A 21,729-nucleotide genomic window follows, 5' to 3' on the forward strand; every position below is an offset into this window, starting at 1 on the left:
CGGATAGGGCGCCGTCTGGCGTTCGTTCCTTTCTGTCATCGCTGGATCGGCTCGGTTTCCATGCATCCGATTGGTTTTCGACAAATGCACGCCGCTCTCGCGCTCTGTGGGGGCCAAATCAAAGCAAGGCGAAATGTTCCAGGCCGGCCGGCTCAAATGTCGCGCGCCGGCAACCTGTTCCTCTTGCCGCGCGAGACTGCGCGGGTGCTTAGATGAACGCCCCTGGATAATGGGACGTGCATGCCATAACCCAAGTGATTGCCTCGCGATCATATTCATCGCCTGATCGCCAGCTTTCAAAAAATGTGTTTAGGCGCTCGACGCGCTCGGGCCAGACATGCGTCGCTTGCAGACCCAAGGAAACGCCGAAATTGGTGAATGCGAACTTTGTGTCGCGCAGCGACGGCGCCCGACTGAAATAGCCCGGAGGATCAATCCACATCGTATCGAGCGACCGCAGTGCGCGTTGCGCTTGCGCGATGGCCCATGACTCTTCAGGAAAGAAGTGAGCGAGCCACAGCATCATACCGAGCGCCAGGTCCTGGTCGATTTCGAGCCCGCGATAGGTCTGCTCGATCATGACGCTCATTTCCGCGATCTCGGACCTGAGTACATCGCTGTCGAGCAGCCGGTAACTGATATAGCCGCCATATGCATCCATGGCGCCCAGACCATAGCCGGGATAGGGACCGCTCAAATCTTCTTTCATTTTCCAGACCACACCGCGGTCGGGGATGACGAATGCCCGATGGATGTCGCGCGCCAACGCAATGCCGCGTTCGCGGTATTCAGGCTTCACATCGCCCAGCCGTGCCAGCGCAAAAAGCCACATCGCGAGGTAGTGAAAGTACTGTCCGTCGCGGTCGGCGGCCTCGCCGATGCGCAGCCCACGCGAACGGCCGAGTACGCGCTCCACATCGCTCACCAGCCGTTCGGCTTCGTCCAGCCAGCGGCGCTCGCCCAGTTCGCGGTAAAGCGAGACATACAGCACTACCCCAAAGGCATCAGTCCAGAGATAACGCAGGCCGTTCGGCCAGATCCGCTCGGCCCGCATCCAATCGAGCTTTTCCAGCACATAGCCGATGTCCCGCAGCATCGGGCTACAAGCCGAATGGATAAGTGTCGGGCACGCCGGCCTTGGCGTGCTCCGGTCCTAGCGGCGTAACCGCCGAGGTCTCATCGAACCAGACGAAGGCGTCGAATTGCTGCGGTAGCGAGGCATTGGCGTAGTGGCTCATTAGTTCGGTATCCGGCCTGTAGATGACGCCGATGAACCGCTCCAGCCGCGGCTCCAGAAGACGGCGCCGGACTGCCTGATCGCGGCCAAGATCGAGTAGGCAGCGTGGAACATTGGCATCGTGGCAGGCGCGCTCGTAGCTGTCGCGATGCGACGGTCGCACGCGCTTGATTTCCATATCGCCGCCCCAGTCAGAAGCCGCTGCCACGGTGCCCGTGTGCGTGCCGAAGCCGATCAGCGCAGCCTCCCCGCCAAATCGCTCTCGGCAGAGCTGGCCAATGTTCAGTTCATCGCGGACGGCGCCCATTTCGGTGTGACGGGCATCGCCGATGTGAGAGTTATGTGCCCAGACCACGGCCTTGGATTGTGGCCCGTGCGCGTCAAGCAGATGTCCAAGCGTCTCGAACATGTGCGTGTCGCGCAAGTTCCAGGATTCAGCGCCACCATAGTACATGATCCGATAGTAGCGCTCGGCGGAAGCGATCAGACGTGCGTTCTGCGCGGCATCCAGAAAGTCTTCACCGTTCTCAGCAATGTATTCGATCCGCCGTTGCAGCAGCTCCCGACATTGATCGACCACCGCCTTTTCGCACTTGCGGTAGCCTGCTGTGAGCACCGCTCGGCCGTAAGTGGAGGGTTCTTTCTGCCAGGGCGTGAGGCAAGCATAGCGCTCACGGGCCGCGGCCGCAGCTTCAGGATCGACTTTGTCGAGATATTCGAGAATGGCGGCGATGGAACCGCTCATGTTGTAGAGGTCGAGACCAAAAAAGCCGGCGCGCTGCTCCGGCTTGAGATTGCCATTGTGCTCCCTCATCCAACCGAGGAACGCATCCACATCGGTGTTGCGCCACATCCAGGTCGGAAAGCGCTGAAATGGCGGCTCCTCTCCAAGACGTGCTCGCCGATGGCGTACATAGCGGTCGGCGGCGGCCGCATCGGGCCAATCCGCTTCGACGGCAACGATCGTGAAACCATGCTCCTCGACCAGACGCATGGTGATGGCCGCCCGCGCGCGATAGAACTCGGATGTTCCGTGGCTCGCCTCCCCCAGCAAAACGACGCGGCGATCGGCGAAGCGATCGAAAAATTGTCCGAAAGCGCGGTCGTCGAGCTTGGGGCAGCGGTTCGGCCAGGCCGGCGATCATTTCAGACAAAGTTTGTCCACGTGATTGGCCCTGCGCGCCGCTCGTGGCAGCGCTTCGACCATCCTCCGCCCAGCCCTGTTCGCCGATCAATGGCACGAACGCGACGGCGCCAAGATTCTCTTCTTCGAATTCAGACCCGCTCTTCCGGGTGAGCTTTATCAGAGTCTGATAGCGCTCTTCCTCGCCTACCGGAATCACCAGACGGCCACCGATTGCGAGCTGCTCTTTCAGCGCCGAAGGCACCTCGGGTCCGCCAGCCGCGACCACGATTGCATCGAACGGCGCGGCCTCTGGCCAACCGCGCGTGCCATCGCCGACGCGCAGTTCGACATTGTCATAACCGAGCTTCTTCAACCGTTGCTGGGCGGATTTGCCTAGCGAAGGGTGGCGCTCAATGGCGTAGACCCGGTTGGCAATCTGACTCAGGACAGCTGCCGCGTAGCCGGAGCCAGCGCCTACTTCGAGAACGCTGTCGCCGGGCTTTACCTCGGCCGCCTCGATCATCAGCGCGACGATGTAAGGTTGCGAGACGGTCTGACCTTCGCAGATCGGCAGTGGGCAATCTTCGTAGGCGAATTCTTCGAAACCGGGTTCGACGAAAACCTCGCGTGGCACACGCCGCAGCGCCTCCAAGACGTGGGTATCCCGCACCCCGCGTCTGGCAATCTGAATATCAACCATCTGGTCCCGGGCGCGCGCGAGATCAAGCATTGGCTTTACCTCGTCATCCGGCATGGGTGTGCTCTCCACCCCGACGAAATTCCGCGCAGAGCATCGCCGGCCTCCTTGCCGTCGCGGCTGAGTGCAGCGACAATTTCGTCGAGCCAAATATTGGTCGTCTGCAGTGTCTGTGGACGACATCAAGGCCAGTTGCGCTCATCGCAGCCTCGATCTTTAGCGTCGGTCAAACTCCGTCATGACGGAACGCGTCCTTCAAAACTTCGTTCCAGAGCCTCGATCTATTGGCGGATCCCGGTGCGACGCGGAAAACGACTTATCCAAAAAACTGGTGGGAACCGCAACTACCACGCCGGCTAGAGGGTTCGTTTTGAACGTCGCAACAAGCAGCAAAGGAGTTGCAGAATGGCAAGAGTGAGCAAACTCTCAATTGCCGGCTTGGCGATAGTCGGCTTGTTTGGCCTCGGCGCCACCAGTGCGTCCGCGCAGGCCATCTATGTGGATCCTTATATCCAGCCCTATCCTGTCGTCGTAGCCCCCGGCAGCGCTTACGTCGCACCGGCGCCGATCGTGCGCGAGCGCACCGTCGTGGTGGGCCGCCCTGGGTACACGCGGCTTCCAGCATATTCGTATCGCGCGCCGATAGTGCCGTACGGCTATGCAGGCTACCACCCGGGATACAGCTACGCGGGATATGACTATGCGACGGATGTGATCGCCTCCGATTGGTGAACCGGATCCGCGGCTGCATACAGCATGGCCCCGCCGAGGCGGGGCCATTTCACTAGGCGGTTTTCTTTGCTCGCTGCTGCAGATGCACGAGCGCACATTCTCCCGACACAGGACGCTGACGATTCGTTGCCGACGTTTCAGCGGTACGGCGCGATCGGATTGCTATCATCTGGCTTGGCCAAGGACATGCGCGTTCCGAGCCAAGCCAAAAATGCGGCAGAGGCTTGAAGCGCTAGATCGCGAGGCTACTTTTTGGATCAGCAGATCAACTTTCGCGTTGGTATGCGGAGGAAGTAGCCTGGTTAAGGGAGGATCATCATGTCCATCAAGGATCTCGTTCCGTGGAATAATAGGAGTCGCGAGGTTGGTCTCCCGCGCAGTACGGACGTGCATCCATTCTATACGTTGCAGCGCGAAATCAATATGTTCGACGATGCGTTTCGCGGGTTCGATCTACCGCCGTTCGGACTAACCTCCTGGTCAGCGGATGGGCCGGGTTGGCCTCAGATCGACATTGACGAAACGGACAAAGAGCTGCGTATCACTGCTGAACTGCCTGGTCTCGAGGAGAAGGACGTCAGTCTGCAAATTGCAAATGGCGTTCTCTCGATCTCCGGTGAGAAGAAATCGGAGTCGGTAAATAAGGATCGGCGTTTCAGTGAACGGTACTACGGCCGCTTCGAGCGGCGCATTCCGCTACAGGACGTCAATGAGGATGAAGTCTCAGCCGCGTTCAAGAATGGCGTACTGACAATTACGGCGCCAAAATCCGCGGAAGCGAAGCGCAACGTTCGCCGCATCGCTATAAATCGCAACGGCTGAGGTACTCGTTCGCCTGCGAGAGTCTCGCCGAGTTGGTTGGGGGCTCGGCGCGACGATGGGAATTTGCGCCGGCCGCGGGTGACGAGCCATTAGTATCGCGCCTGACTTTATCGCTGAAAGAAGCCGGGCAGGTCGGAGAAGAAGCGGTCAAGATGTGGATCGTAGGGCGCGCCGTCGCACACGATGTTCGGCGCCCTGGCTTGCCGGCTCCAGCCCTCGATGCTCGTGCCCCGTCGTCAACCATGCGCGGTGCTCCAAGCCTGGGACGCGCGAGGTTATCTTTCCCTGGGTTACGTCTCGATTGCTGTAGATTCAGGGAAAACGACAGCAAGGCCGTTGGTAGCGGGAGACCGCTACATGGCTAAACCCACTATTGTGGAGGCGCTATTCTCTTACAGGAGGGCAGCTTAACTCCCGACGTCGCGCCTTCATAGCCCGCCAGGAGCCGCCGTTCTTACGCGGTCCTCGCACGCCCGTGCGTTGACATAAAATTTACGATTCGGACGGAGCCGCTGATTAAGAGGCGTGTGATTTCGCAGCAAGATCAATCGTCATTCCGACAAACGTTTCGTCCCACCTGCATTGAACCCGCAATAGGTTTTCTCTTTGTCGGAAAGAGCCGTCTCGTACACCGAGGGCAATAACCTCGCGATCCACCTGGCCTGCGCAGGTTCAATTCCCGGAGACGCAAACACCGATACCAACACGCTTCAAGTCCCGATCTGAGCGAGGCACCTCCCTACGTCCCGAACGTAAGTAGCGATCGAAAAGATCAACGAAAACAGTGAGCTTTGGGCGGGATTGACCACCTTTATCGCCGTTTGTTCACGGGGTTTCGGTGGTCAATCGGTGGTCGAGTGCATCGACTAACTGTCGGAGCCCGCCTGAGGAAGCGGCAGAGACCATAGCGGATCCGCCGCACCCACCATTCGTTGCCAAAGGACGGCGGAGCTGGATTTCAGGAAGCTCCTCTGCTCGAGGTGCCCAGGGGCGGACTGGACATCAATCCATCAAACTACAGCCGAGCCACTCCTGCCCACTCGTCACGTCGCACCGCCGGGCGGCACAACGTCGCTACCCAATACGGATTCTGTCTGCAGGAAGACGGTACAGGCCAAACGGACGAACGGCGGGTGGCCCCGTCTTGGTGAAGGCGAACTTTCTGCGCGCCTCGACTTCTTTAGAGATGTGCGGTCCAGGCGCCCCATCGTGAACGAACTTAGAGCGTTTCGCCCAATTGAATGAGCTCCTTGGGACCAGCGATCGAGCGCGTGCCATTGAGGAATCCAGAGGTGTGCGCATTGGCAATGTCCAAAAACTAGTCGGATCACGATCATCAGTCTCTGCGGTAAAGGCGCGCGAGGTCAGGCGTACCATGGCGCGATCTGCTGGAGAGCTTTGGGCCTTACTCCTCTTTCGAGCCCACCGAACAATGCAACAACGACCGTTCCGAATGATCGAGAACGTACCGCGCTGAATCCAACGCCGCTATGCGCCCGAGAGCGAACGTCAATCGCCACAACAGCTACGTCCGTTAACCCCGGCAGAAGCTCCACTGATCCAAGCGGAGATTCTGTTCAGACAAACGGGACCAGCTCTGAGAGCGGTTTTTGCTATGTTCATGCCTCGATAATTTGGAGCTTCTCAACCACTCTCGCAAGAGTGCTGGCGGCCCACTATTTCGTGGCTACACCGGACCCGGACAGAGCGGTCTCCAGACAGCGAATCAGAGCCGGCGTCGAAAACGGCTTCGCGAGAAAGCAGATGGCGCCGGCCTTCAGCGCGCGCTCGCGCACCGCGGCGTCGTCTGGAAAGGCCGTCACGAAAATGAAAGGCGTGTGGTGGCCCAGGCCGCGAATATGCACCAAGAGATCGACACCACTCATGGCCGACATCTGCACATCCGCGATGACGCAGGACGTCGTCTTCAGTTCTGCCGACCGGAGAAATTCGCGAGCGGAGCCAAAGATGGAGACAGCGTATCCCCGCGACGTCAGGAGATTATTCGTTGCAAGGCGGACTGATGGATCGTCGTCAATGACGGAAATGACCGAGGGGGCTGACAAGATGATCGCTCCTGATCGGGGGCTGCCGATCATGGTGCAGCGCCCACCGGAAACTGGGCCCTCGTAGCAAGCTTGAAAAGCATACTTAGGTTTGCACGTTTCCCCCTGGGCGTGGGATTCCGAGCGCCTCGGTCATTCTGACGAGATCGGCCAATGACTTGGCGCCCATTTTCCGCATGATCTGTCCGCGATAGATCTTGACGGTAATCTCTGCCAATCCAAGCTCGGCGGCGACTTGCTTGTTCATCAGGCCGGACGCAACCAGGGCGAGGATGTCGCGCTGGCGCGCGGTCAGACCCTCGAAACGGGACCGCACTCCTGCGACCGACTTCTCGGCATTGCGCCGCCTGCGATCTCGATCGATGGCAGCCTGAACCGCATCCAGCATGTCCTGGTCGCGCACCGGCTTGGTCAGAAAATCGATGGCGCCGCTCTTCATGGCCCTGACAGTCATGGGAATATCGCCATGGCCGGTGATGAAGATAATGGGCGTGCGAATGTTGGCCTTCGCGAGGTCCGTCTGGAGGTCGAAGCCGCTCGAGCCCGGCAGCCGGATGTCGAGCACAAGGCAACTGGGGACCACCGGCGGCTTGGCTTCCATGACCTCCGCCGCTGAGCCGAAGGCCTCGACCCTGAGGCCGACCGATTGAAAAAGATTAGTGAGCGCACGCCGCATCGACGGATCGTCATCGACGATCAGGACGATCGGATCGTCGGCACTCGCCTGTGCCTGCATCGGCTTGGCGTGGTCCGTCACGACGTGTCCTTGTGTGGGAAGGGCAGGGCAATCTGGAACGTTGCGCCGCTCCCCTCATTGGGAAGGGCCGAAAGCCGGCCGGCGTGAGCCTCGATGATCGATCGGCAGATAGATAGTCCCATGCCGAGGCCGCTCGACTTTGTGGTGAAGAACGGCGTGAAGATGTGGTCTGTCACGTCGCAGCCAAGGCCGACACCGCGATCTCTCACGGTGAGGAGCAGGTGGCGGTCGCCGTCCTCGCCAGCCTGACTGGAGCGGATCGCCAACTCGCGCGGACGGTCAACATTGGCTTGCATGGCTTCGATCCCGTTCACGACAAGGTTGATCAGCACCTGCTGGAGCTGGATCCGATCGCCGCAAATCTTGGGCAGGCCGGACGACAACTCCATTCGCACCGACACGGCATTTGCAGCGAGCTCGCGCCGAACGAAGGCTATCACCTCCCTGACAACCTGATTGATGTCGAGCGCAACCATCTCGATTTCGGTCTTCTTCGCGAGCGCCCGAATCCGGCGGATCACCTCGCTAGCCCGATTGGCGTCCTCGACAATCCATTCCACGGAACGTCGCGCAGCATCCAGATTGGCCGGGTCGCGACCGAGCCAGCTGATACAGGCGTCCGCATTGGAGATCACGGCGGCAAGAGGCTGGTTGATTTCGTGGGCTATCGAGGCGGTGAGTTCGCCGAGCGTCGTGATGCGTGTGACATGGGCGAGCTCGGCTTGCGCTTTGCGTAGCGCTTCTTCAGCCTGCTCGGCGCGGATAGCCGCCGTCACATCGCTGCTGACGCCCCGATATCCGAGAAAATGGCCGTCCGCATCATGTAAGGGCTTGCCGCTGGTGCGCACGTAAATTGGAGATCCATTGCGATCCCTGCCGCGGTAAACCAGATCGCGGAACGGGAGGTGGGCGTCGAGCGTCGCGCGATGCTGCTCCCACTTTCCCGGCTCAAGCTCAACGTCGGGCGGAATGTCCCAACGGCTCAGGCCAATCAAGCCCGTCGGCGTAGCACTGGCCGTATCGGCGTGTTCCGATATCTGCGTGATACGATGATCCGACCCGGTCTCCCAAAACCAGTCAGATGCCGTTTCAGCATAGTCCCGGAACCGCTGCTCGGATGTCTTGAGTTCATCAAATGCCCTTTGCAGCGCTTCTTTTGCAGCGATCTGCTCGGTGACATCCACGTGGGTACCGATGATCTCCATCACTTCGCCGTCGCTGTTGACGATGGGATGTCCCTCGGTATGGACTCGTCGTATCGAGCCGTCCGGGCGCGCAATGCAAAAGTCAACTTCAAAGGGTTCCTTTCGCCGGACGGCCCGACGTTCCACCTCGACGATCCGTTGGAAATCCTCAGGGAGGATGCGTTGCTGGAAAGCCCGCGCCGGTACTTCGATCGGGCCTTGGTCAAATCCGAACAGGCGGTAGAGTTCAGCCGATCGGTAGGCAAACTCCTGACGACGCACATCCCAGGCCCAGCTGCTTGTATGGCTGAGCCGCTGTGCCTCGGCCAAATAGGCCTCGCTGCGGCGCAGCCTCTGTTCCGCCTCTTTTGCAACCGTGACATCGGTGACAGCCCCGACAAATTCGATGAGCCCGGATCCATCTCTGACCGCGCGTGCTACGGAATGGAGATATTTGACTGATCCGTCAGGCATCAGCAGGCGATATTCATGGTCGAAATCCGCTGCTCGGCGGGCGGCTCGATCGAGGGTCTTGCTGACCGCAGCGCGATCTTCCGGATGGATGCGCTGGACAACAAAATCCAAGGTCGGCTTCACCGCCAGGTCGCATTGGAAGATGCGAAAGGTTTCCCTTGACCAGACGATCGCGCCTGTTGCGATGTTCAGGCCGAAGCTGCCGGTGCGGCTCAGTTCCTGGGCCTGGGCGAGGTAGGCCTCGCTCTGGCGTAGCGCATCCTCCGCCTCCTTGCGCTGGGTAATGTTTTCGCAGGCGACCAGCACGATCGGCGTACCGTCGCCGCGCAGCATCGCCTTGGCGTTTTCACGGACCCAAAGGACCGATCCGTCCTTCCGGAACTTGCGAATCTCCCAAGTATGCGACTGGTGCAGGGTTTCCAGGGACAATGCTACACATCGGCGAACAAAGTCGTGGTCCTCCTCGAAGAAGACGTTGAGCACGGACTGGCCAATCAGCTCGGCCGCGGTGTAGCCCAGCTGTGCGGCGCCGAATGTATTGACGTTGAGCACCGTTCCGGCCCGATCGACCATGAAGTACATGACCGGATTGTGCTCGAACACCTCGCGCCACTGCTTCACGGCGTCGCGTAGATCGAGGATGTCTTGCCGCGAGTCATCTCCGACAGCGGGCCTGTCCTTCTCGCCGTTGCCGAAAGATCGAAGTGCCGCGAGGCCGCCGAGCAGCAATTGTGCGGCCGAATTCCCGAATTTCGCGATTTGGCCAGGCATCATCGCAGGCGTCCCGGCTCGCTGGGGCCGCGCAAGTAGAGCACTTTGCAGCAAGGGGAGCAATTCCCTCCGACCAAGTTAGAACTCCGCGCCGAAATTCGCGGTGGCCGTGCAGCCTGCCGGCCTTGCGCCGTCTCGTTGCGAAGGTGCGGCGGGGTCCGAAACTACGGGACAAACTTACGTATAGCTCGCGCATCCCAAGTCATAGCGCACATTTACCTCCGTACAGTTGAGCGGTCCGTTGCGGGCGGATTAGTCTCATAACCAATCGAGGGGACGCGATGTGCAAGGCACAAGCCGGCAATTAGCTCGATGTGCTGCTTACAGCTCTTCGTCCGTTGCCCGACTTGCCGCATGAATGGCTGATCACGATTAATAGGCTGCATTTCACGAACGGAGCGTGGATGGCTCTGCGTCAGCGTACGAGCGAATCCACGGCCATGAAGCCGGGAGAGTATGATGTGCGATACGCCTGAACACTCCGAGCGCGGTCCTGCTGTAAAAGGTTGCGCTGTCTGTAGCGGCAAGTTTGGCCTGATCCGATATTATTCCTGGCGAACGCCACTGTGCTCCAGAAAATGTCTCGACCGCTTCAGGGCGCGTCGCGAACGCGACCGCCGATGGTTGTTCCGATTTCAGGCGGCATGAGGATTTGTCCTTCGATCCGCTCCATCCGCCAATTCTGAACAGGAGGCTGCGTGCTGAACCGTGCTTGCAAGCTCCTCTTGATGATCGCGCTGCCGCTTCCGTTGATAACGGGAGTGGAGGCCGACGAGATTGGACCGGATAGTGCACATCGTCATCATCCGCCCCAGGATCAGCTCCTGCACGAGAAGTTCTATTCCAGCTGGCGTATGCCCGACAATCCGGTGCTCAGCTGCTGCAACAATGCGGATTGCTATCCGACCGAGGTACGATACATCGACGGCAGGGTCTACGCGCGACGCCGGGAAGACGGGAAATACATCCTGATCCCGTCCCAGAAGGTCGAGCAAAACAGAGACAATCCCGACGGCCGCAACCATTTTTGCGCGCCGCCGCCGCCCGCCTCTCTGGTCGACACGGTCTACTGCTTCGCGCTGGGAGGTGCCACGTGAGATTCATATTGGTGAACGACAGAACCCCTTTCCGCAAGACGTTCTGTCTATGGTGCTGCGAGCAGATCAGCACTGGTTATCTGCGCGACGCCAGGACGCAACTGCCTTACTGCGACTACGAGTGCTACGCGCTTCATGGCGAAGCTGCGCCGTTGATCGAGGGGCGTACGCGAGCGGCGTCTTGAGCGGACACGTGCTCGAGACGATCGGCGATGCGCCTGTCGGCAGGAGAGGACACGGCCTTGAGATTCATGCTCATCAATCATGGACCCAGCTACGGCGCCACCTGCAGCGCGTGCGCCCAGCCATTGGGCGCGAGTTACGTCCGGCATTTGTCTACGCGACGGCGTTATTGCGATGCGGATTGCTACCGTCGCTATCAACAGTCGGTCCATGGGAATGCTCTGGCCTTACCACAGTTCGCTCGAGACGATCACGGTGTTGGCGGCCACTTCGAGCTGGAGCTGGCTGATGCAGATGAGCGCGCTCTCGCGCTCGCTGACGGACGCGTTTCTGCGCGCGCACGAACCTTCTGACCACGGAAGGAGGTGACGGCTAGCCGATGAGGGCCGCGCAGAGTGGTCGGCCGCAGTCACTGCATCCAGCTTCGCGCCGCGTCCAGCCCCGGCGTTGCGAAGCTAGGGCGCGGAGGCTGCGGCCGCTGCCGGCGTGTGCGGACGCGCAACTTATCTCTGAAGTGCGGGTCTCCTAAATTTGCCCGAGAGTATACCTTCCCAGAACCACGTCCGGCTGATCATTGCTGTTGCGACACCAGGACATCTTCGCTCCGCACAGGAGGATTACAAGCCGGTCGTCCCGTCTCGTGCCGTTCACGGCATCGCTCAAAGAACTGCCTAGCGCGCCCAATTGGGCGATGGTCCGAGTTTGCATCAGTTCGTTCCAGATCCGGAACGCGGTGAAGCAAAAGTCGCGGGTGCTGCAGATTTACAACCCGCACAGCCGTTCGAGATCCTAAGCTCGTCCATTGAGACGACAAAACATGTTTGTTGCTTTGTTCAAGATGATCAGCGGGGTCGAAAAGTGTTTGATGTCTATCGCAATGACAAGCGTGACATGCTCGTTCTAAGCACAGGCTCTGCCGTACCCGTGCTTTACTCTGCACATAACTGGCGCAACAGCAGAAAAAGAGTTCTCAAGGTCAGCGACGAAATTAAGTCGGCCGTTCAGGACCTCCAATTTTCCTTGACATCACGGCGGCATGGGGCCTCAGCTACCTTGAATGCGACTGAACTTGCGCTGATCGATCAGGTGCGGAGCGGTGATGTCCTGCAGCTGCAACGGCATGATGAGCCGGATGTGGATTAGGGAGAACCGTACAAGAACTACGCGAACAGGGCGGTCAGCCTAAGCCGCGCTTGGTCTCATTGGGAGTAACGCACGATGGCAGGTCCTTTGACCCAGAAGGACGTCGAGCGCCGCGCATATCAGCTGTGGGAGCAAGCGGGAATGCCTAAGGGGCGGGATCAAGAGTTCTATTTGGAAGCGGAGCGACAGCTGAAGGAAGAGCTGATCCACCACGAACTCAAAACGCCGGATACGCTGTAGAAAACAAGGAAGAGAGGTCCGCGCGCCTTCTATGGCGTCGAGATCAATCCACTGGCTGTTGCAACGATCCAGCGGTTGCCCAACGCACGATGGAGTCGATTCGTCCGATGCCGGGAACGGTGTCGGCCCGTGTTGCCATCCGAACCCCGTCGGGCCCTCCAAGAACCGCCATCCCGCCTCTAACATCAAGAACGGTCCAACCCTCAATGGTTGTCGGTCTTGTCTCCGGCGTGGGCATGAGAGGCGCTCCGGGCGTTCGTTGCCGAACGGCTTGTGTGATGTCGCTTGCCGTGATCGTTGTCAATACGCAAGGCCGCCGACAACATGGCGTCCATCGAAGCGCTTGCGGCGCTGAATCTCCATGCAGTGCAGCAGATAGGATTCAAGATCGACCTTCTCCACGTCGGCAATCAAGTCAAAGCTTGCGTCTCGAAACTCCTCACGCGATGGCGGCGGCATCGCCGAGCGACGCAAAGCCGCCCGCAGTCGGATTCAAATTGGCGAATGATCGTTCAATGCGATCAATTGCTGCATCCGCCATATCGCCAGCTTGATTCATATCGCTGGCGAATTGGTCCAGTTTTGCGCCGAGTTGGACTACGAGGTCGTTGGACATTTGTATCCTAAATTGAGACGTGAGGTTAAATCTGAAGTCGCGCGGATTTGCGTACCGCGCGCGTCTGGCAAAGGTCGCTCATACGTTTGAGGGCGCGCCAGGCTGCCCGAGAAGAAAGAAACTGTTCGTCGCGACGGAGGGATTGGGACCGGCTTCGCGTCTCTGAGGTAGGCCATTGCCGGATTCGAAAAAAGCAGGCTGAATCGGACAAGTCCAAGGCTTGACTTGGAATTTTCCTAAATCGTCGGTTGCACTCCGCCCACCCTCATGCGTTACTATGCCATCACTGGCCAAGGCTTTGTCCGTAGGCGTCGGTGGCTGAGAGACCAACTGGGCTCCCGCCTGCATCGCACGGGAGCATGAATGCCGCATCAGAAGCTAATAGCGCGCCTACAGGCGGTCGGCGGTTTATCTGAACGAGATAAGGTTAGACTCACGCGCATTCCATACAGGGTGAAATCCCTGGCTGATGGCGAATACGCGGTTCGCGAAGGAGACAAGCCCAGCAGCTGCATCGTTGTGATCGACGGCTTTCTAGCTCGGCAAAGAGTGGTGAATGATCGAAATCAGATCTCCTCGTTCTACATGGCTGGGGACATGCCCGACTTGCCTACCCTGCATTTGCCGATCGCGGATTGTGATCTTTGCAGCATAGGCAATTCGACGATAGCCGCTGTGCTTCATTCATCTCTCAGAGAGATGATGACCGACTCTCTCGGACTTACACACGCTTTTTGGCGCGAAACGCTGATACAGGCTTCCATCTATCGCGAATGGGTTGAGAATCTCGGAGCCCGCCAAGCCTTAGGTCGACTCGCGCATCTTCTTTGCGAGCTTACCACTCGCATGGAATTCGTTGGGCTGGCGGACAACGGCAGCTTCCGGATTCCGCTCACGCAGCAAGATGTTGCCGATGCATGTGGACTTTCGATAGTTCACGTGAACAGGACGATCCAGGAACTCAGGGGTTTGGGCCTCATTGAATGGGAAAACCAAACCGTTACTCTGCTCCGCCCACAGCATCTGCAAGCTGTAGCCGAGTTCAGCCCTGAATATCTTCATGAGCTGAGCCCAAGCGAAAGATCAAAACTCAGCAATGTTTTTGGAACGTCCCCACCCGGAGTGATTTAGTCGGCATGGTTCGATATCATTTCGACTACCATGAAGCGGACCTCGTTACCGTAGACAGCGCGGGTGAGGAATTCGCCAGCGTTGACGCCGCCCGAAGAATGGCGCTGATCGCCCTTGGCGAGGCCGTGCGCGACTTCTCCTTTGCCGGCCGGCCTGGACGGATAGCTATTTGGGTTAGGGACGACACCGGCGGTGTTTTGAGTGTCTCTGCCATTATTGAGCATACTTCAGCCGGCGATGGGTAGGCAGGCGTCACTACCGCCGCTAACGGCACGATCGAATCGGCGCGCGCTCCATCAGGTCGCTAGGCCGTAGGAGCAAGCCGAAGAAAAATCGATGGGCTGGTGATTTGGACCGGTGACGGAAAACAGGCAGCCTCGGGTCGCGCCTAACCAACTGCGCACACGAGATTTGGAGAGCCGAGCGACCCTGGGCTGGGACCAACAACCTAGCAGAGCCGACTCAATCGGCTTTAAAAACGACCCCGATGCGAGTATCACTGGACCAAACGAGACGACAATCTCTGATGATACGGTCTCTTTCCAACATCATCTTGAATGTGGGACGCATGTGCAGCTTCGTCGGTAACTCGATCCCGGCCCCGTCCTTCGAGATGTTGAACGCGCGGCAACGTCGGCTGCCGCCATCTCCAAAAATGTATGCAACTAAGTCGACGTCCGAACGATCGATCTTCCGGCGATCCGGCATAATTATCCTTGAGCTGACGCGGCTGTCTCGTGTCCTTCACTGGCCGATGCAATTTCAAGCAACCTAAACTGCTTCGCGATCCGTGTCGCCAAATGCGACCGCTCTTTGGCTAGCTCTCTCTCATGGTCGGATACGTCGTGTCTGTCTCGCTCAAGGACCTCGACCAGGATTGTCTGGTTCTGAACATAGGTCGCCTTGTCAGCGATCTCTCGCGTCAAAACAGCCAATTCGTCATCATTATCTGAGGTCACCGCAATCTCTTTGGTCCGACTGATCACGTCGCAGAAAGGCGCTATTTGCATGCCTACTACTTACAGATCGTTACGCGAGCACCTTGGACTGCCCTACCTTCGGCTGGCCTTACACGTGCACCAACACCCTCCAACACCGGAGTCGTCAACCACGACTACGACCGTGCCCGCACCATGGTCGTAATCGGGATCGCTGGCGATGTCCCGAGCGACACGGGCACCGTAATCGACTGCTAGTTCAGCAGAGCCAAACATCTCTCCTGCATCGTCCGCCTGTATTTGACCATTGTGGATGATCGGAAAATAGTAGCGCCGCACAGCAATGCCTCCGTCCTTTAGCCGCGATCATGCCCACGTGTCAGGACGGCGCGCACCTGTCGGGAACGACAGGGACAGCTGCGCTAGCGTCGCTTCCACCTTAGGTCACACAACACCCGTGTGCCCAAACGCTCGGTCAGTGTGTTTCGCAAGGGTCCCATGTGCACGCTGCCGCACATTCAGTTCCTGTAACTAGTTCATGTGTATCGAGAATCCGGCCTCGCTTTGACCAGCGAGTGTTGCAACTCAGCTACAGCCACGTGCACCTGACCAAATTACTATCTTCTTGCAGGTGGGCGAATACACCGATTCATTGAACTCGTTTCTGGGGAGACACTCGCATGAAGAAGCTTTTAGTTGCCGCAGCCGGAACACTAGTTTTGGGCCTGTCGGCTCCCGCCAGTGCGGCGGACCTCGCTGCACGTCCCTACACCAAAGCTCCGCCGATGGTCGCTGCCATCTACGACTGGAGCGGCTTCTACATCGGCATCAACGGTGGCGGTGGTTCGAGCCACAAGTGCTGGGATTTTGTGGATGCGACTGGCGTTGTGACCGGCGTCCCGGGTGCTCTAGCAGCCGAAGGTTGCCATAATGCAGTCGGCGGCACGGTCGGCGGCCAGATCGGCTACCGCATGCAGTCGGGCCAGTGGGTGTTCGGCATCGAAGGTCAGGGCAACTGGGCTGACTTCTCGGGCGACAACGTCAGCGCGATCCCGGGGTTTGGGACTCGCAACCGTTCGCGGATCGACTCGTTCGGTCTGATCACCGGTCAGGTCGGCTACGCCTGGAATAATGTTCTGTTCTACGTCAAGGGCGGCGCCGCGGTCGTCGGCGACAAGTATGATGTGTTCGATATTCCGACCGGTGCGCTCTTCTCGTCGGCTCGTGAAACCCGTTGGGGTGGCACCGTCGGCGCGGGCCTCGAATATGGTTTTGCACCGAATTGGTCGGTTGGTGTCGAGTACAATCACATCTTCCTGGGTGATCGCACGATCGACTTCACTACGCCCATAGGAGGTTTCGCCGGGAGCGACCGCATTCGCCAAGACGTTGACATGGGCCTCGTCCGCGTGAACTATCGCTGGGGCGGTCCGAGCATCGCGCACTACTGAGCGCACCTCGATTAATAACGAAGGGCCGGCTTAAAGCCGGCCCTTTTGTTATGGAGACCGAGATGACGAAAAGATTAAGTCCCGTCGCACCCTCGCAGTTAGCCAACGAGCTGAACGAGGCATTCGAGTCGGCCGAAGCTCGCACGATCTGCAGGGCCATGGGGAAGGCGCTAGACAACTTCAACATTCAGAAGTCGCAAGAGAAGCCGGTCTGCAACGAACGAGCATTTATCGAGCCTTCGGGAACGAACGGCTTCCAAACTTTTCGACTGTAGTTGGTGTGCTCACGGCCATGGGATTGGAGATCAGGGTAGTCCCCCGGCGACGTCGCAAGCAATCGCCTACCTTTTGATGCCATCAGCGTCGTTGTCGTTAAAGAGACCCCATGTTGTGATCTCGGCCCTCGCGCGTGGACAAAGGGCTTCCGAAATAGCACGTGTAAAGGTTTGGTCCTTCAAAGTACCACCCGCGGCACCCGAACTGATCAACCGGCCGTCGAGCGGGCGGCGAGTGCCAAACTTCCATCAGAAGACCGAACCCAAGGCCAGGTTGCCCGTCCACCGGTGGGATACGACCGGGTGAACACGCCTCGTTGCTCAATCCGATCGTGAACGAACGTGCAGCCATGAGCGCGGGCGAAGACTTCGGCCTCTGCAAGTGCGAAGGCACCATTCCCGCCGAACGCCTGTTCGATGTACGGGCCCCGAATTGTCAACTGCTGGTCCGCCCCGATATCATCCAAAACGCTCGCCAGCCGGAGCAAGTAGTCTTCGCGCTGCTCTATGAGCGTCCGCTATCGTGAAGTTGGCTTGCCGCGCTCCTGCCGACCCAGTTCCGGCGTCGGATTAACGACCGCCTTTCAACGATCTTGCGGCATCCAGATGCTTTTGCAACGTATCTATTTGGCCGGAAGCATATTCTCCGGCAGCATCCTTACTTTTTGATGCCTTCTTGTACTCGGCGATATCCTTTTGGTGGTCTGCAACCATGTGAGCCGCGAACATTTTATCGAAGCCTGCGCCGGACAGTTTTGACATCTTGTCATGGTCGGCTGTTTGCTTGGCATTCGGTCCGCTTGGTGAGTTCATTCCCAGTCCTTGGGCAGCATCTAAAGCTTTCTGATTGGCGGCGGTGTGGTCTGTGGAAAGCATTCTGCCATATGACTTGACGGCATCACTTTGACCGTTCTGCTGCGCCAGCTCTCCCATGCTCACTTCAGCGAAATTGCCCTCGATTGCCTTCTTGAGGAACGTTTCGCTTTGCTTATCTTTCGCAGCTGCGTTGGCAATTGAGAGCGCCATCAAGGTTGCTGTCCCGAGCGACAAAAGCATTCTGTTCAAGGCAAACTCCTGTGGGTTGTTTGTCGATGAACACGCCAATCGTGGAAGAGGTTCCAATTGAGCACATGGGGCGCGTTCCTGTAGCGGTGCTGGCGCAGGTACATCCGCAGGATTGTCTCCGGCTTCGGGCGCTGCCAGCTTACAGGCCGAAGTCCGCACGATCCGCAACAGGAACCGAATAGTGCGGGCACTATTAGCCCCTATGTCCGATCGGGTCCTGTATGAAAGCAGCAACGGCGACGTCTGGTCTTTGGCGCGACACCCGGCTTCGAGCACCCCAGTCGTGAAGCATCAGCCGAATGCCGGCTCAGGAGGACGGACCTCGTACATTGAGATCGGCAGATTCCTGCGGGGGAGCGCAAATGGTCCGGAGCACCAGGCGCTGCTCAACCTGATCGGGACGTTGATACCAGACTAGGGAGGACGCAATGATGCGGTATCCTTGGATTTTAGCGGCAGCCCTTTTCGCAGTCGGCGTCGTTGCCTGGGCTGTGGTGGCTGAGCGCCCTCCAGAGAACCCGCTCCGGATCGATGCTTCCCTGACCTTGGCCGCCGACCCCGACCTTCGATTGGTCTCGGAGCGCAGCCCTTACATGCGGACAGAGCGGTAATAATGGACAGGCGCCCAGCCTCAGCGGAGTCATCGGCGGTCGCGGGGATATGCGGGATGTGTTGCGTTCGATCATTTGTGCTTCCAAAACGAACAGGGATGTCGGGTTGCGCACACCGCGCAATGTGTTAAACGGCGCGCCTAACGATTGAAGGAGCGCCCAAGTTGGCCAAAAAGAAAAAGACTGTCCGCCGCGAGTGGACGAAAGACGACGTGAAGACGCTGAAGTCACTCGCAAAGCAGCAAGCTGGTGTCACAAAAATTGCAAAGACTCTGAAGCGAACGCCGGGCGCAACAATGGTCACGGCGTCGTTGCTGGGCGTTTCGCTGAGCACTCGATAGTAGCGTTGGAATGGCTGGGATCAAGATTGCGAAGTTGTTGAAATTCGGAAGGGCGCAGCCGGAAGTGTTTTGGTCGACCGTCGGTGGATTGAGCGGGGCGATCGTGGGATTCTCGATCGGGAGAGTTGGGATTGCGGCGAAAGGCGGAGCAAGCGGTATCGCGCCACTGGTGGTCGTGATCATCTTTGCCGCAGTGGTCGGCTCGATAGGCAACCGACTCGGCATAGCGATTGGCCGGCGGCAGACGAGAGGCCACGCGGTACCCCCAACATTTGATTTGCAGACGCGCGTGAAACTGGGGGCGAGCGGTCGCTAACAAACGATTGGTTCTGAAGCTGCGGACACCCTCCCTACCCCCTTACAGCAGACACGCATTCCTTCATTTTGCCGGTCAGGAATGACCAGAGCTGTTTCAGTTTCACTTCACATTGCTTTCCTTGTTGTTCGAGGTGTCCAAAACCTTCTCGTGACACATGCCGGGTTGACGACATCCTGAACTGTTTGGAGCGCGACGAGATCGAGCCCACCTGCCCCTTAATGATTTACGGAGCTTGACGCCGTCAAATGGACAGGGGAGCCAGGGAGCGGCCGATGGATCAGTTTTGGGTTTATGAGAATTGAACGAGATAGCGCGAGCCATCCACTTCGCGGCTTGCTGTCACCGTAATGACGGCAAGGGCACGCAGACGGAAGATAGCGTTAAGAATGGCAAGTGGCACGGGCCGCTGTCTCGCATGGACGCGTTCAGGCTAGCAGCGACGAAGCAGAACATCGAGCCTTGCAAGGTATGCAAGCCGCTGGAGCCACCCGCTTAACGTGTGCTAGCCTTCAGAGTGCGGCGCCTCCTCCCCCACTCTCGGCGCTGGAACCAAGCCCCGCATAGGGGGCTTTGATTAGGTGATTGATGGCTGACTGTCGATTTGTATCTAACGGGTGGTCTAATGGTAGCCCGTCGACGTCTATAGCTGAAGAGCTGTACGAAAGCTTCATTCAGCTGGTCGTCACAGCTAACTTCCCAGAATTCATTGTCCACCTGTTTCAGTACGAAAAGCAGCCAGGGACGATTGCGGCGAATTTCTTGAAAGTATTCAGGAAGTAGAGTTGGTCGTTGCTGATCTGACCGAACTCTCCCCCAGCGGATATCTGCAGCTTGGCCTCGGTACAGCACCGGAAGATCGATGATACTTATAGCCGACCAAAATACGTTATCCCGATAGATACAGCCCATTTTGACTGCGTCCGATACCGCTACGAAGGTGCGTTCTCGGAAGACGCGCAAGCCGCCAATGATCTCGTCAACGCTATTCAACGGGCGCTTGAGAAGAGCCAAGCTTCCGGGCCCCACCTCCCTAGACCCAAATTCTCGCCTAGACAAATTCGCGCACAATTAGTCGGGCGGCTTTTCGAGGCAGCAGATGCCATCCGGCTGCTTCGCATCGATTCTGTCGCAGAAATAGCTATCGGGCTGGAGGTTATTGCCAAAGACTTGGAGCAGATTCCCGAAGAGACCATAGTTGCGGCTACTAGGGAGACAACCGAGAAATTTCTAAAAGTGTTTGCGCGGCTAGCTGACCAACTCGCCACTGTACGTGGTTCGAAGATGCTTATATCTGGCATCATCGGCGCTGTGCTGGGCGGCGCTGGCTTTCCCGGCATTACGGTATTCGCACTGAGTTTGGCATTTTGGGAAGGCCGGGAGCCATTCCTAGGCTCTGGAAATGGGATTCAAGCGGAAGAAATAAGCGCATCGCTACACTGGCACCCATCCATCCAACAGCGCGCCATCCCAGGCAATGACGCCCTCCTCGTCCTTGGATGAATATTCTCGGAAATGTGCAGCCCACTCCGGATTCCAATCGAAGAACTCGTTGTTCACCCCATCATGCAGCCGGCACGGCTCATCGGGGTTGAAGGTGTCCATCGGATTCATAAGAGCCGAACATCTCAAGAAGCTCGACCGTTCCAAGCAAAAGGCCCCCGGCGAACCGAAGGCCTCTCTTAGCATCAGGGGTACATCCGCCCTTAGTGATGCCAGAACAGTGCGAGGATAAGAATAATCGGCAGCGGGATGCCCAGCATCCAAAGCAGTGCGCCTCTTCCAAAGCCCATGGTGTCCTCCTGTGTTGCAGAGATAACCAGTAGATTGTAAATTGGTTCCGAGTCCGGAACGTTCCACAAATCCGAAGGTTGTTGCTCAAACGGAGCATACGATGGCAGTTAACAAACCGCCCGGCGACAATGCACGCAAGGGCGCGGTGAAGAAGCGGACCCAGCTCAAGAACAAGCTCACCAAGACCTCGACCAAGCGCAACAAGACCAGCGGCGAGTTCATGGCCGTCAAGAAGTCCGCGAAGAAGTTTAAGGGTGTTCGCAAAGAGAAGTGATGGTCCGTTTTCTTCGTCGGCATTATCATCTCGGCGTCGCCCTAGTCTTCGCGGCGTACGTCTTCGCTTAGCTTCATTTTGGCGCCTGCAGACCCGGAGACCGCAGCCAATCACTCATATGCGAGGCGGTTTCGGCTTGCCGCGCTTTCCGAATGAGATGATCTCGCTGCAGGCCGGGCGACATGGTCAGTGCCTGATGCTTCAGCCTGTCAGCCTCCTTCGCTAGTCGTTCTTCAAGTGTTTCGGTTTGTTTGAACCGTCGTCGTTTCTGCATGGATCGCTCCCTTTGGCCCTGCGATGCGGTACCAAAAGTACATTAAGAACTGACCGCGAGACATTATCATTTGATAGATCGACATCATTTGATAGGTCTGCGCTTCAAGCCCGC

General features: G+C 58.3%; 23 protein-coding genes and 1 pseudogene. 14 read left to right on the plus strand and 10 right to left on the minus strand.

Features of this window, described 5'->3' with window-relative positions; translation table 11 throughout:
* Positions 1-208: 208 nt before the first annotated feature.
* Both ACVWW3_RS22415 and ACVWW3_RS22420 read right to left on the minus strand, forming a co-directional pair.
* Positions 209-1,096 carry a hypothetical protein gene (locus ACVWW3_RS22415; RefSeq protein ID WP_456648636.1) on the minus strand — a complete coding sequence of 296 codons (888 nt, stop codon included), beginning with the start codon at positions 1,094-1,096 and terminating at the stop codon, positions 209-211.
* Positions 1,097-1,100: 4 nt separating this feature from the next.
* Positions 1,101-3,093, minus strand: a pseudogene (locus ACVWW3_RS22420) (protein-L-isoaspartate(D-aspartate) O-methyltransferase).
* A gap of 372 nt (positions 3,094-3,465) precedes the next feature.
* Here ACVWW3_RS22420 and ACVWW3_RS22425 point away from each other — a divergent pair.
* Together ACVWW3_RS22425 and ACVWW3_RS22430 are read left to right on the plus strand one after the other, a co-directional pair.
* Complete coding sequence (locus ACVWW3_RS22425; RefSeq protein WP_456648635.1) at positions 3,466-3,792, plus strand: hypothetical protein; 327 nt, start codon at positions 3,466-3,468, stop codon at positions 3,790-3,792.
* A 318-nt stretch (positions 3,793-4,110) separates the two neighbouring features.
* Entirely contained in the window at positions 4,111-4,614 is a 504-nt protein-coding gene (locus tag ACVWW3_RS22430) for an Hsp20/alpha crystallin family protein (RefSeq protein ID WP_456648634.1), read from the plus strand.
* Between the two features lie 1,676 nt (positions 4,615-6,290).
* Here the strand turns inward: ACVWW3_RS22430 and ACVWW3_RS22435 are convergent.
* From ACVWW3_RS22435 to ACVWW3_RS22445, 3 genes are all read right to left on the minus strand, one after another.
* Positions 6,291-6,680 carry a response regulator transcription factor gene (locus ACVWW3_RS22435; RefSeq protein ID WP_456649768.1) on the minus strand — a complete coding sequence of 130 codons (390 nt, stop codon included), beginning with the start codon at positions 6,678-6,680 and terminating at the stop codon, positions 6,291-6,293.
* An 85-nt stretch (positions 6,681-6,765) separates the two neighbouring features.
* Entirely contained in the window at positions 6,766-7,437 is a 672-nt protein-coding gene (locus ACVWW3_RS22440) for a response regulator transcription factor (protein WP_247352231.1), read from the minus strand.
* A complete protein-coding gene (locus ACVWW3_RS22445) occupies positions 7,434-9,869 on the minus strand; it encodes a PAS domain-containing sensor histidine kinase (protein WP_456648633.1) in 2,436 nt (811 codons plus the stop codon). Before ACVWW3_RS22445 ends, ACVWW3_RS22440 begins: the two co-directional genes overlap by 4 nt.
* A gap of 695 nt (positions 9,870-10,564) precedes the next feature.
* Between ACVWW3_RS22445 and ACVWW3_RS22450 the strand changes: the two genes are divergently transcribed.
* The 3 genes from ACVWW3_RS22450 (at position 10,565) to ACVWW3_RS22460 (ending at position 12,529) form a co-directional block, all read left to right on the plus strand.
* Positions 10,565-10,963 (plus strand): hypothetical protein, encoded by a 399-nt coding sequence (locus ACVWW3_RS22450; RefSeq protein ID WP_456648632.1) that lies wholly within the window; start codon positions 10,565-10,567, stop codon positions 10,961-10,963.
* Between the two features lie 1,041 nt (positions 10,964-12,004).
* Positions 12,005-12,289 (plus strand): hypothetical protein, encoded by a 285-nt coding sequence (locus ACVWW3_RS22455; protein ID WP_456649767.1) that lies wholly within the window; start codon positions 12,005-12,007, stop codon positions 12,287-12,289.
* A gap of 75 nt (positions 12,290-12,364) precedes the next feature.
* Positions 12,365-12,529, plus strand: coding sequence for a DUF2934 domain-containing protein (locus ACVWW3_RS22460; protein ID WP_247352234.1), 165 nt, complete (start codon positions 12,365-12,367; stop codon positions 12,527-12,529).
* Positions 12,530-12,968: 439 nt separating this feature from the next.
* Here ACVWW3_RS22460 and ACVWW3_RS22465 read toward each other — a convergent pair whose 3' ends face one another.
* Positions 12,969-13,145, minus strand: a complete 177-nt coding sequence (locus ACVWW3_RS22465) for a hypothetical protein (protein ID WP_247352235.1) — start codon at positions 13,143-13,145, stop codon at positions 12,969-12,971.
* 363 nt (positions 13,146-13,508) lie between these two features.
* Between ACVWW3_RS22465 and ACVWW3_RS22470 the strand changes: the two genes are divergently transcribed.
* Together ACVWW3_RS22470 and ACVWW3_RS22475 are read left to right on the plus strand one after the other, a co-directional pair.
* Entirely contained in the window at positions 13,509-14,276 is a 768-nt protein-coding gene (locus tag ACVWW3_RS22470; protein ID WP_456672123.1) for a Crp/Fnr family transcriptional regulator, read from the plus strand.
* Between the two features lie 5 nt (positions 14,277-14,281).
* Positions 14,282-14,521 (plus strand): DUF6894 family protein, encoded by a 240-nt coding sequence (locus tag ACVWW3_RS22475; RefSeq protein WP_456648629.1) that lies wholly within the window; start codon positions 14,282-14,284, stop codon positions 14,519-14,521.
* Between the two features lie 217 nt (positions 14,522-14,738).
* On the opposite strand, the gene ACVWW3_RS22480 is transcribed toward ACVWW3_RS22475, so the two are convergent.
* The gene (locus ACVWW3_RS22480; RefSeq protein ID WP_456648628.1) at positions 14,739-14,984 is read right to left on the minus strand and encodes a PilZ domain-containing protein; all 246 of its coding nucleotides are present in this window, start codon (positions 14,982-14,984) and stop codon (positions 14,739-14,741) included.
* Between the two features lie 344 nt (positions 14,985-15,328).
* Positions 15,329-15,553, minus strand: a complete 225-nt coding sequence (locus ACVWW3_RS22485; RefSeq protein WP_456648627.1) for a DUF6894 family protein — start codon at positions 15,551-15,553, stop codon at positions 15,329-15,331.
* A gap of 341 nt (positions 15,554-15,894) precedes the next feature.
* Between ACVWW3_RS22485 and ACVWW3_RS22490 the strand changes: the two genes are divergently transcribed.
* From ACVWW3_RS22490 to ACVWW3_RS22500, 3 genes are all read left to right on the plus strand, one after another.
* Complete coding sequence (locus ACVWW3_RS22490; RefSeq protein WP_247352239.1) at positions 15,895-16,665, plus strand: outer membrane protein; 771 nt, start codon at positions 15,895-15,897, stop codon at positions 16,663-16,665.
* 211 nt (positions 16,666-16,876) lie between these two features.
* On the plus strand, positions 16,877-17,017 hold the full coding sequence (locus tag ACVWW3_RS22495; protein ID WP_456672416.1) for a hypothetical protein: 141 nt from the start codon (positions 16,877-16,879) through the stop codon (positions 17,015-17,017).
* Positions 17,018-17,257: 240 nt separating this feature from the next.
* Positions 17,258-17,467 carry a hypothetical protein gene (locus ACVWW3_RS22500; protein ID WP_456648625.1) on the plus strand — a complete coding sequence of 70 codons (210 nt, stop codon included), beginning with the start codon at positions 17,258-17,260 and terminating at the stop codon, positions 17,465-17,467.
* Positions 17,468-17,510: 43 nt separating this feature from the next.
* Here ACVWW3_RS22500 and ACVWW3_RS22505 read toward each other — a convergent pair whose 3' ends face one another.
* Positions 17,511-17,996, minus strand: a complete 486-nt coding sequence (locus ACVWW3_RS22505; protein WP_456649765.1) for a DUF4142 domain-containing protein — start codon at positions 17,994-17,996, stop codon at positions 17,511-17,513.
* Between the two features lie 784 nt (positions 17,997-18,780).
* Here ACVWW3_RS22505 and ACVWW3_RS22510 point away from each other — a divergent pair.
* The 4 genes from ACVWW3_RS22510 to ACVWW3_RS22525 all read left to right on the plus strand — a co-directional run bounded on the left by ACVWW3_RS22510 (position 18,781) and on the right by ACVWW3_RS22525 (position 21,341).
* Positions 18,781-18,957 (plus strand): hypothetical protein, encoded by a 177-nt coding sequence (locus ACVWW3_RS22510; RefSeq protein WP_456648624.1) that lies wholly within the window; start codon positions 18,781-18,783, stop codon positions 18,955-18,957.
* Between the two features lie 10 nt (positions 18,958-18,967).
* On the plus strand, positions 18,968-19,273 hold the full coding sequence (locus ACVWW3_RS22515) for a hypothetical protein (RefSeq protein WP_456648623.1): 306 nt from the start codon (positions 18,968-18,970) through the stop codon (positions 19,271-19,273).
* A gap of 834 nt (positions 19,274-20,107) precedes the next feature.
* Complete coding sequence (locus ACVWW3_RS22520) at positions 20,108-20,776, plus strand: hypothetical protein (RefSeq protein WP_456648622.1); 669 nt, start codon at positions 20,108-20,110, stop codon at positions 20,774-20,776.
* 391 nt (positions 20,777-21,167) lie between these two features.
* The gene (locus tag ACVWW3_RS22525; RefSeq protein ID WP_456648621.1) at positions 21,168-21,341 is read left to right on the plus strand and encodes a hypothetical protein; all 174 of its coding nucleotides are present in this window, start codon (positions 21,168-21,170) and stop codon (positions 21,339-21,341) included.
* A gap of 73 nt (positions 21,342-21,414) precedes the next feature.
* Here ACVWW3_RS22525 and ACVWW3_RS22530 read toward each other — a convergent pair whose 3' ends face one another.
* The gene (locus tag ACVWW3_RS22530) at positions 21,415-21,615 is read right to left on the minus strand and encodes a hypothetical protein (protein WP_456648620.1); all 201 of its coding nucleotides are present in this window, start codon (positions 21,613-21,615) and stop codon (positions 21,415-21,417) included.
* Between the last annotated feature and the right edge of the window lie 114 nt (positions 21,616-21,729).

Source organism: Bradyrhizobium sp. LM2.9, assembly GCF_054056555.1.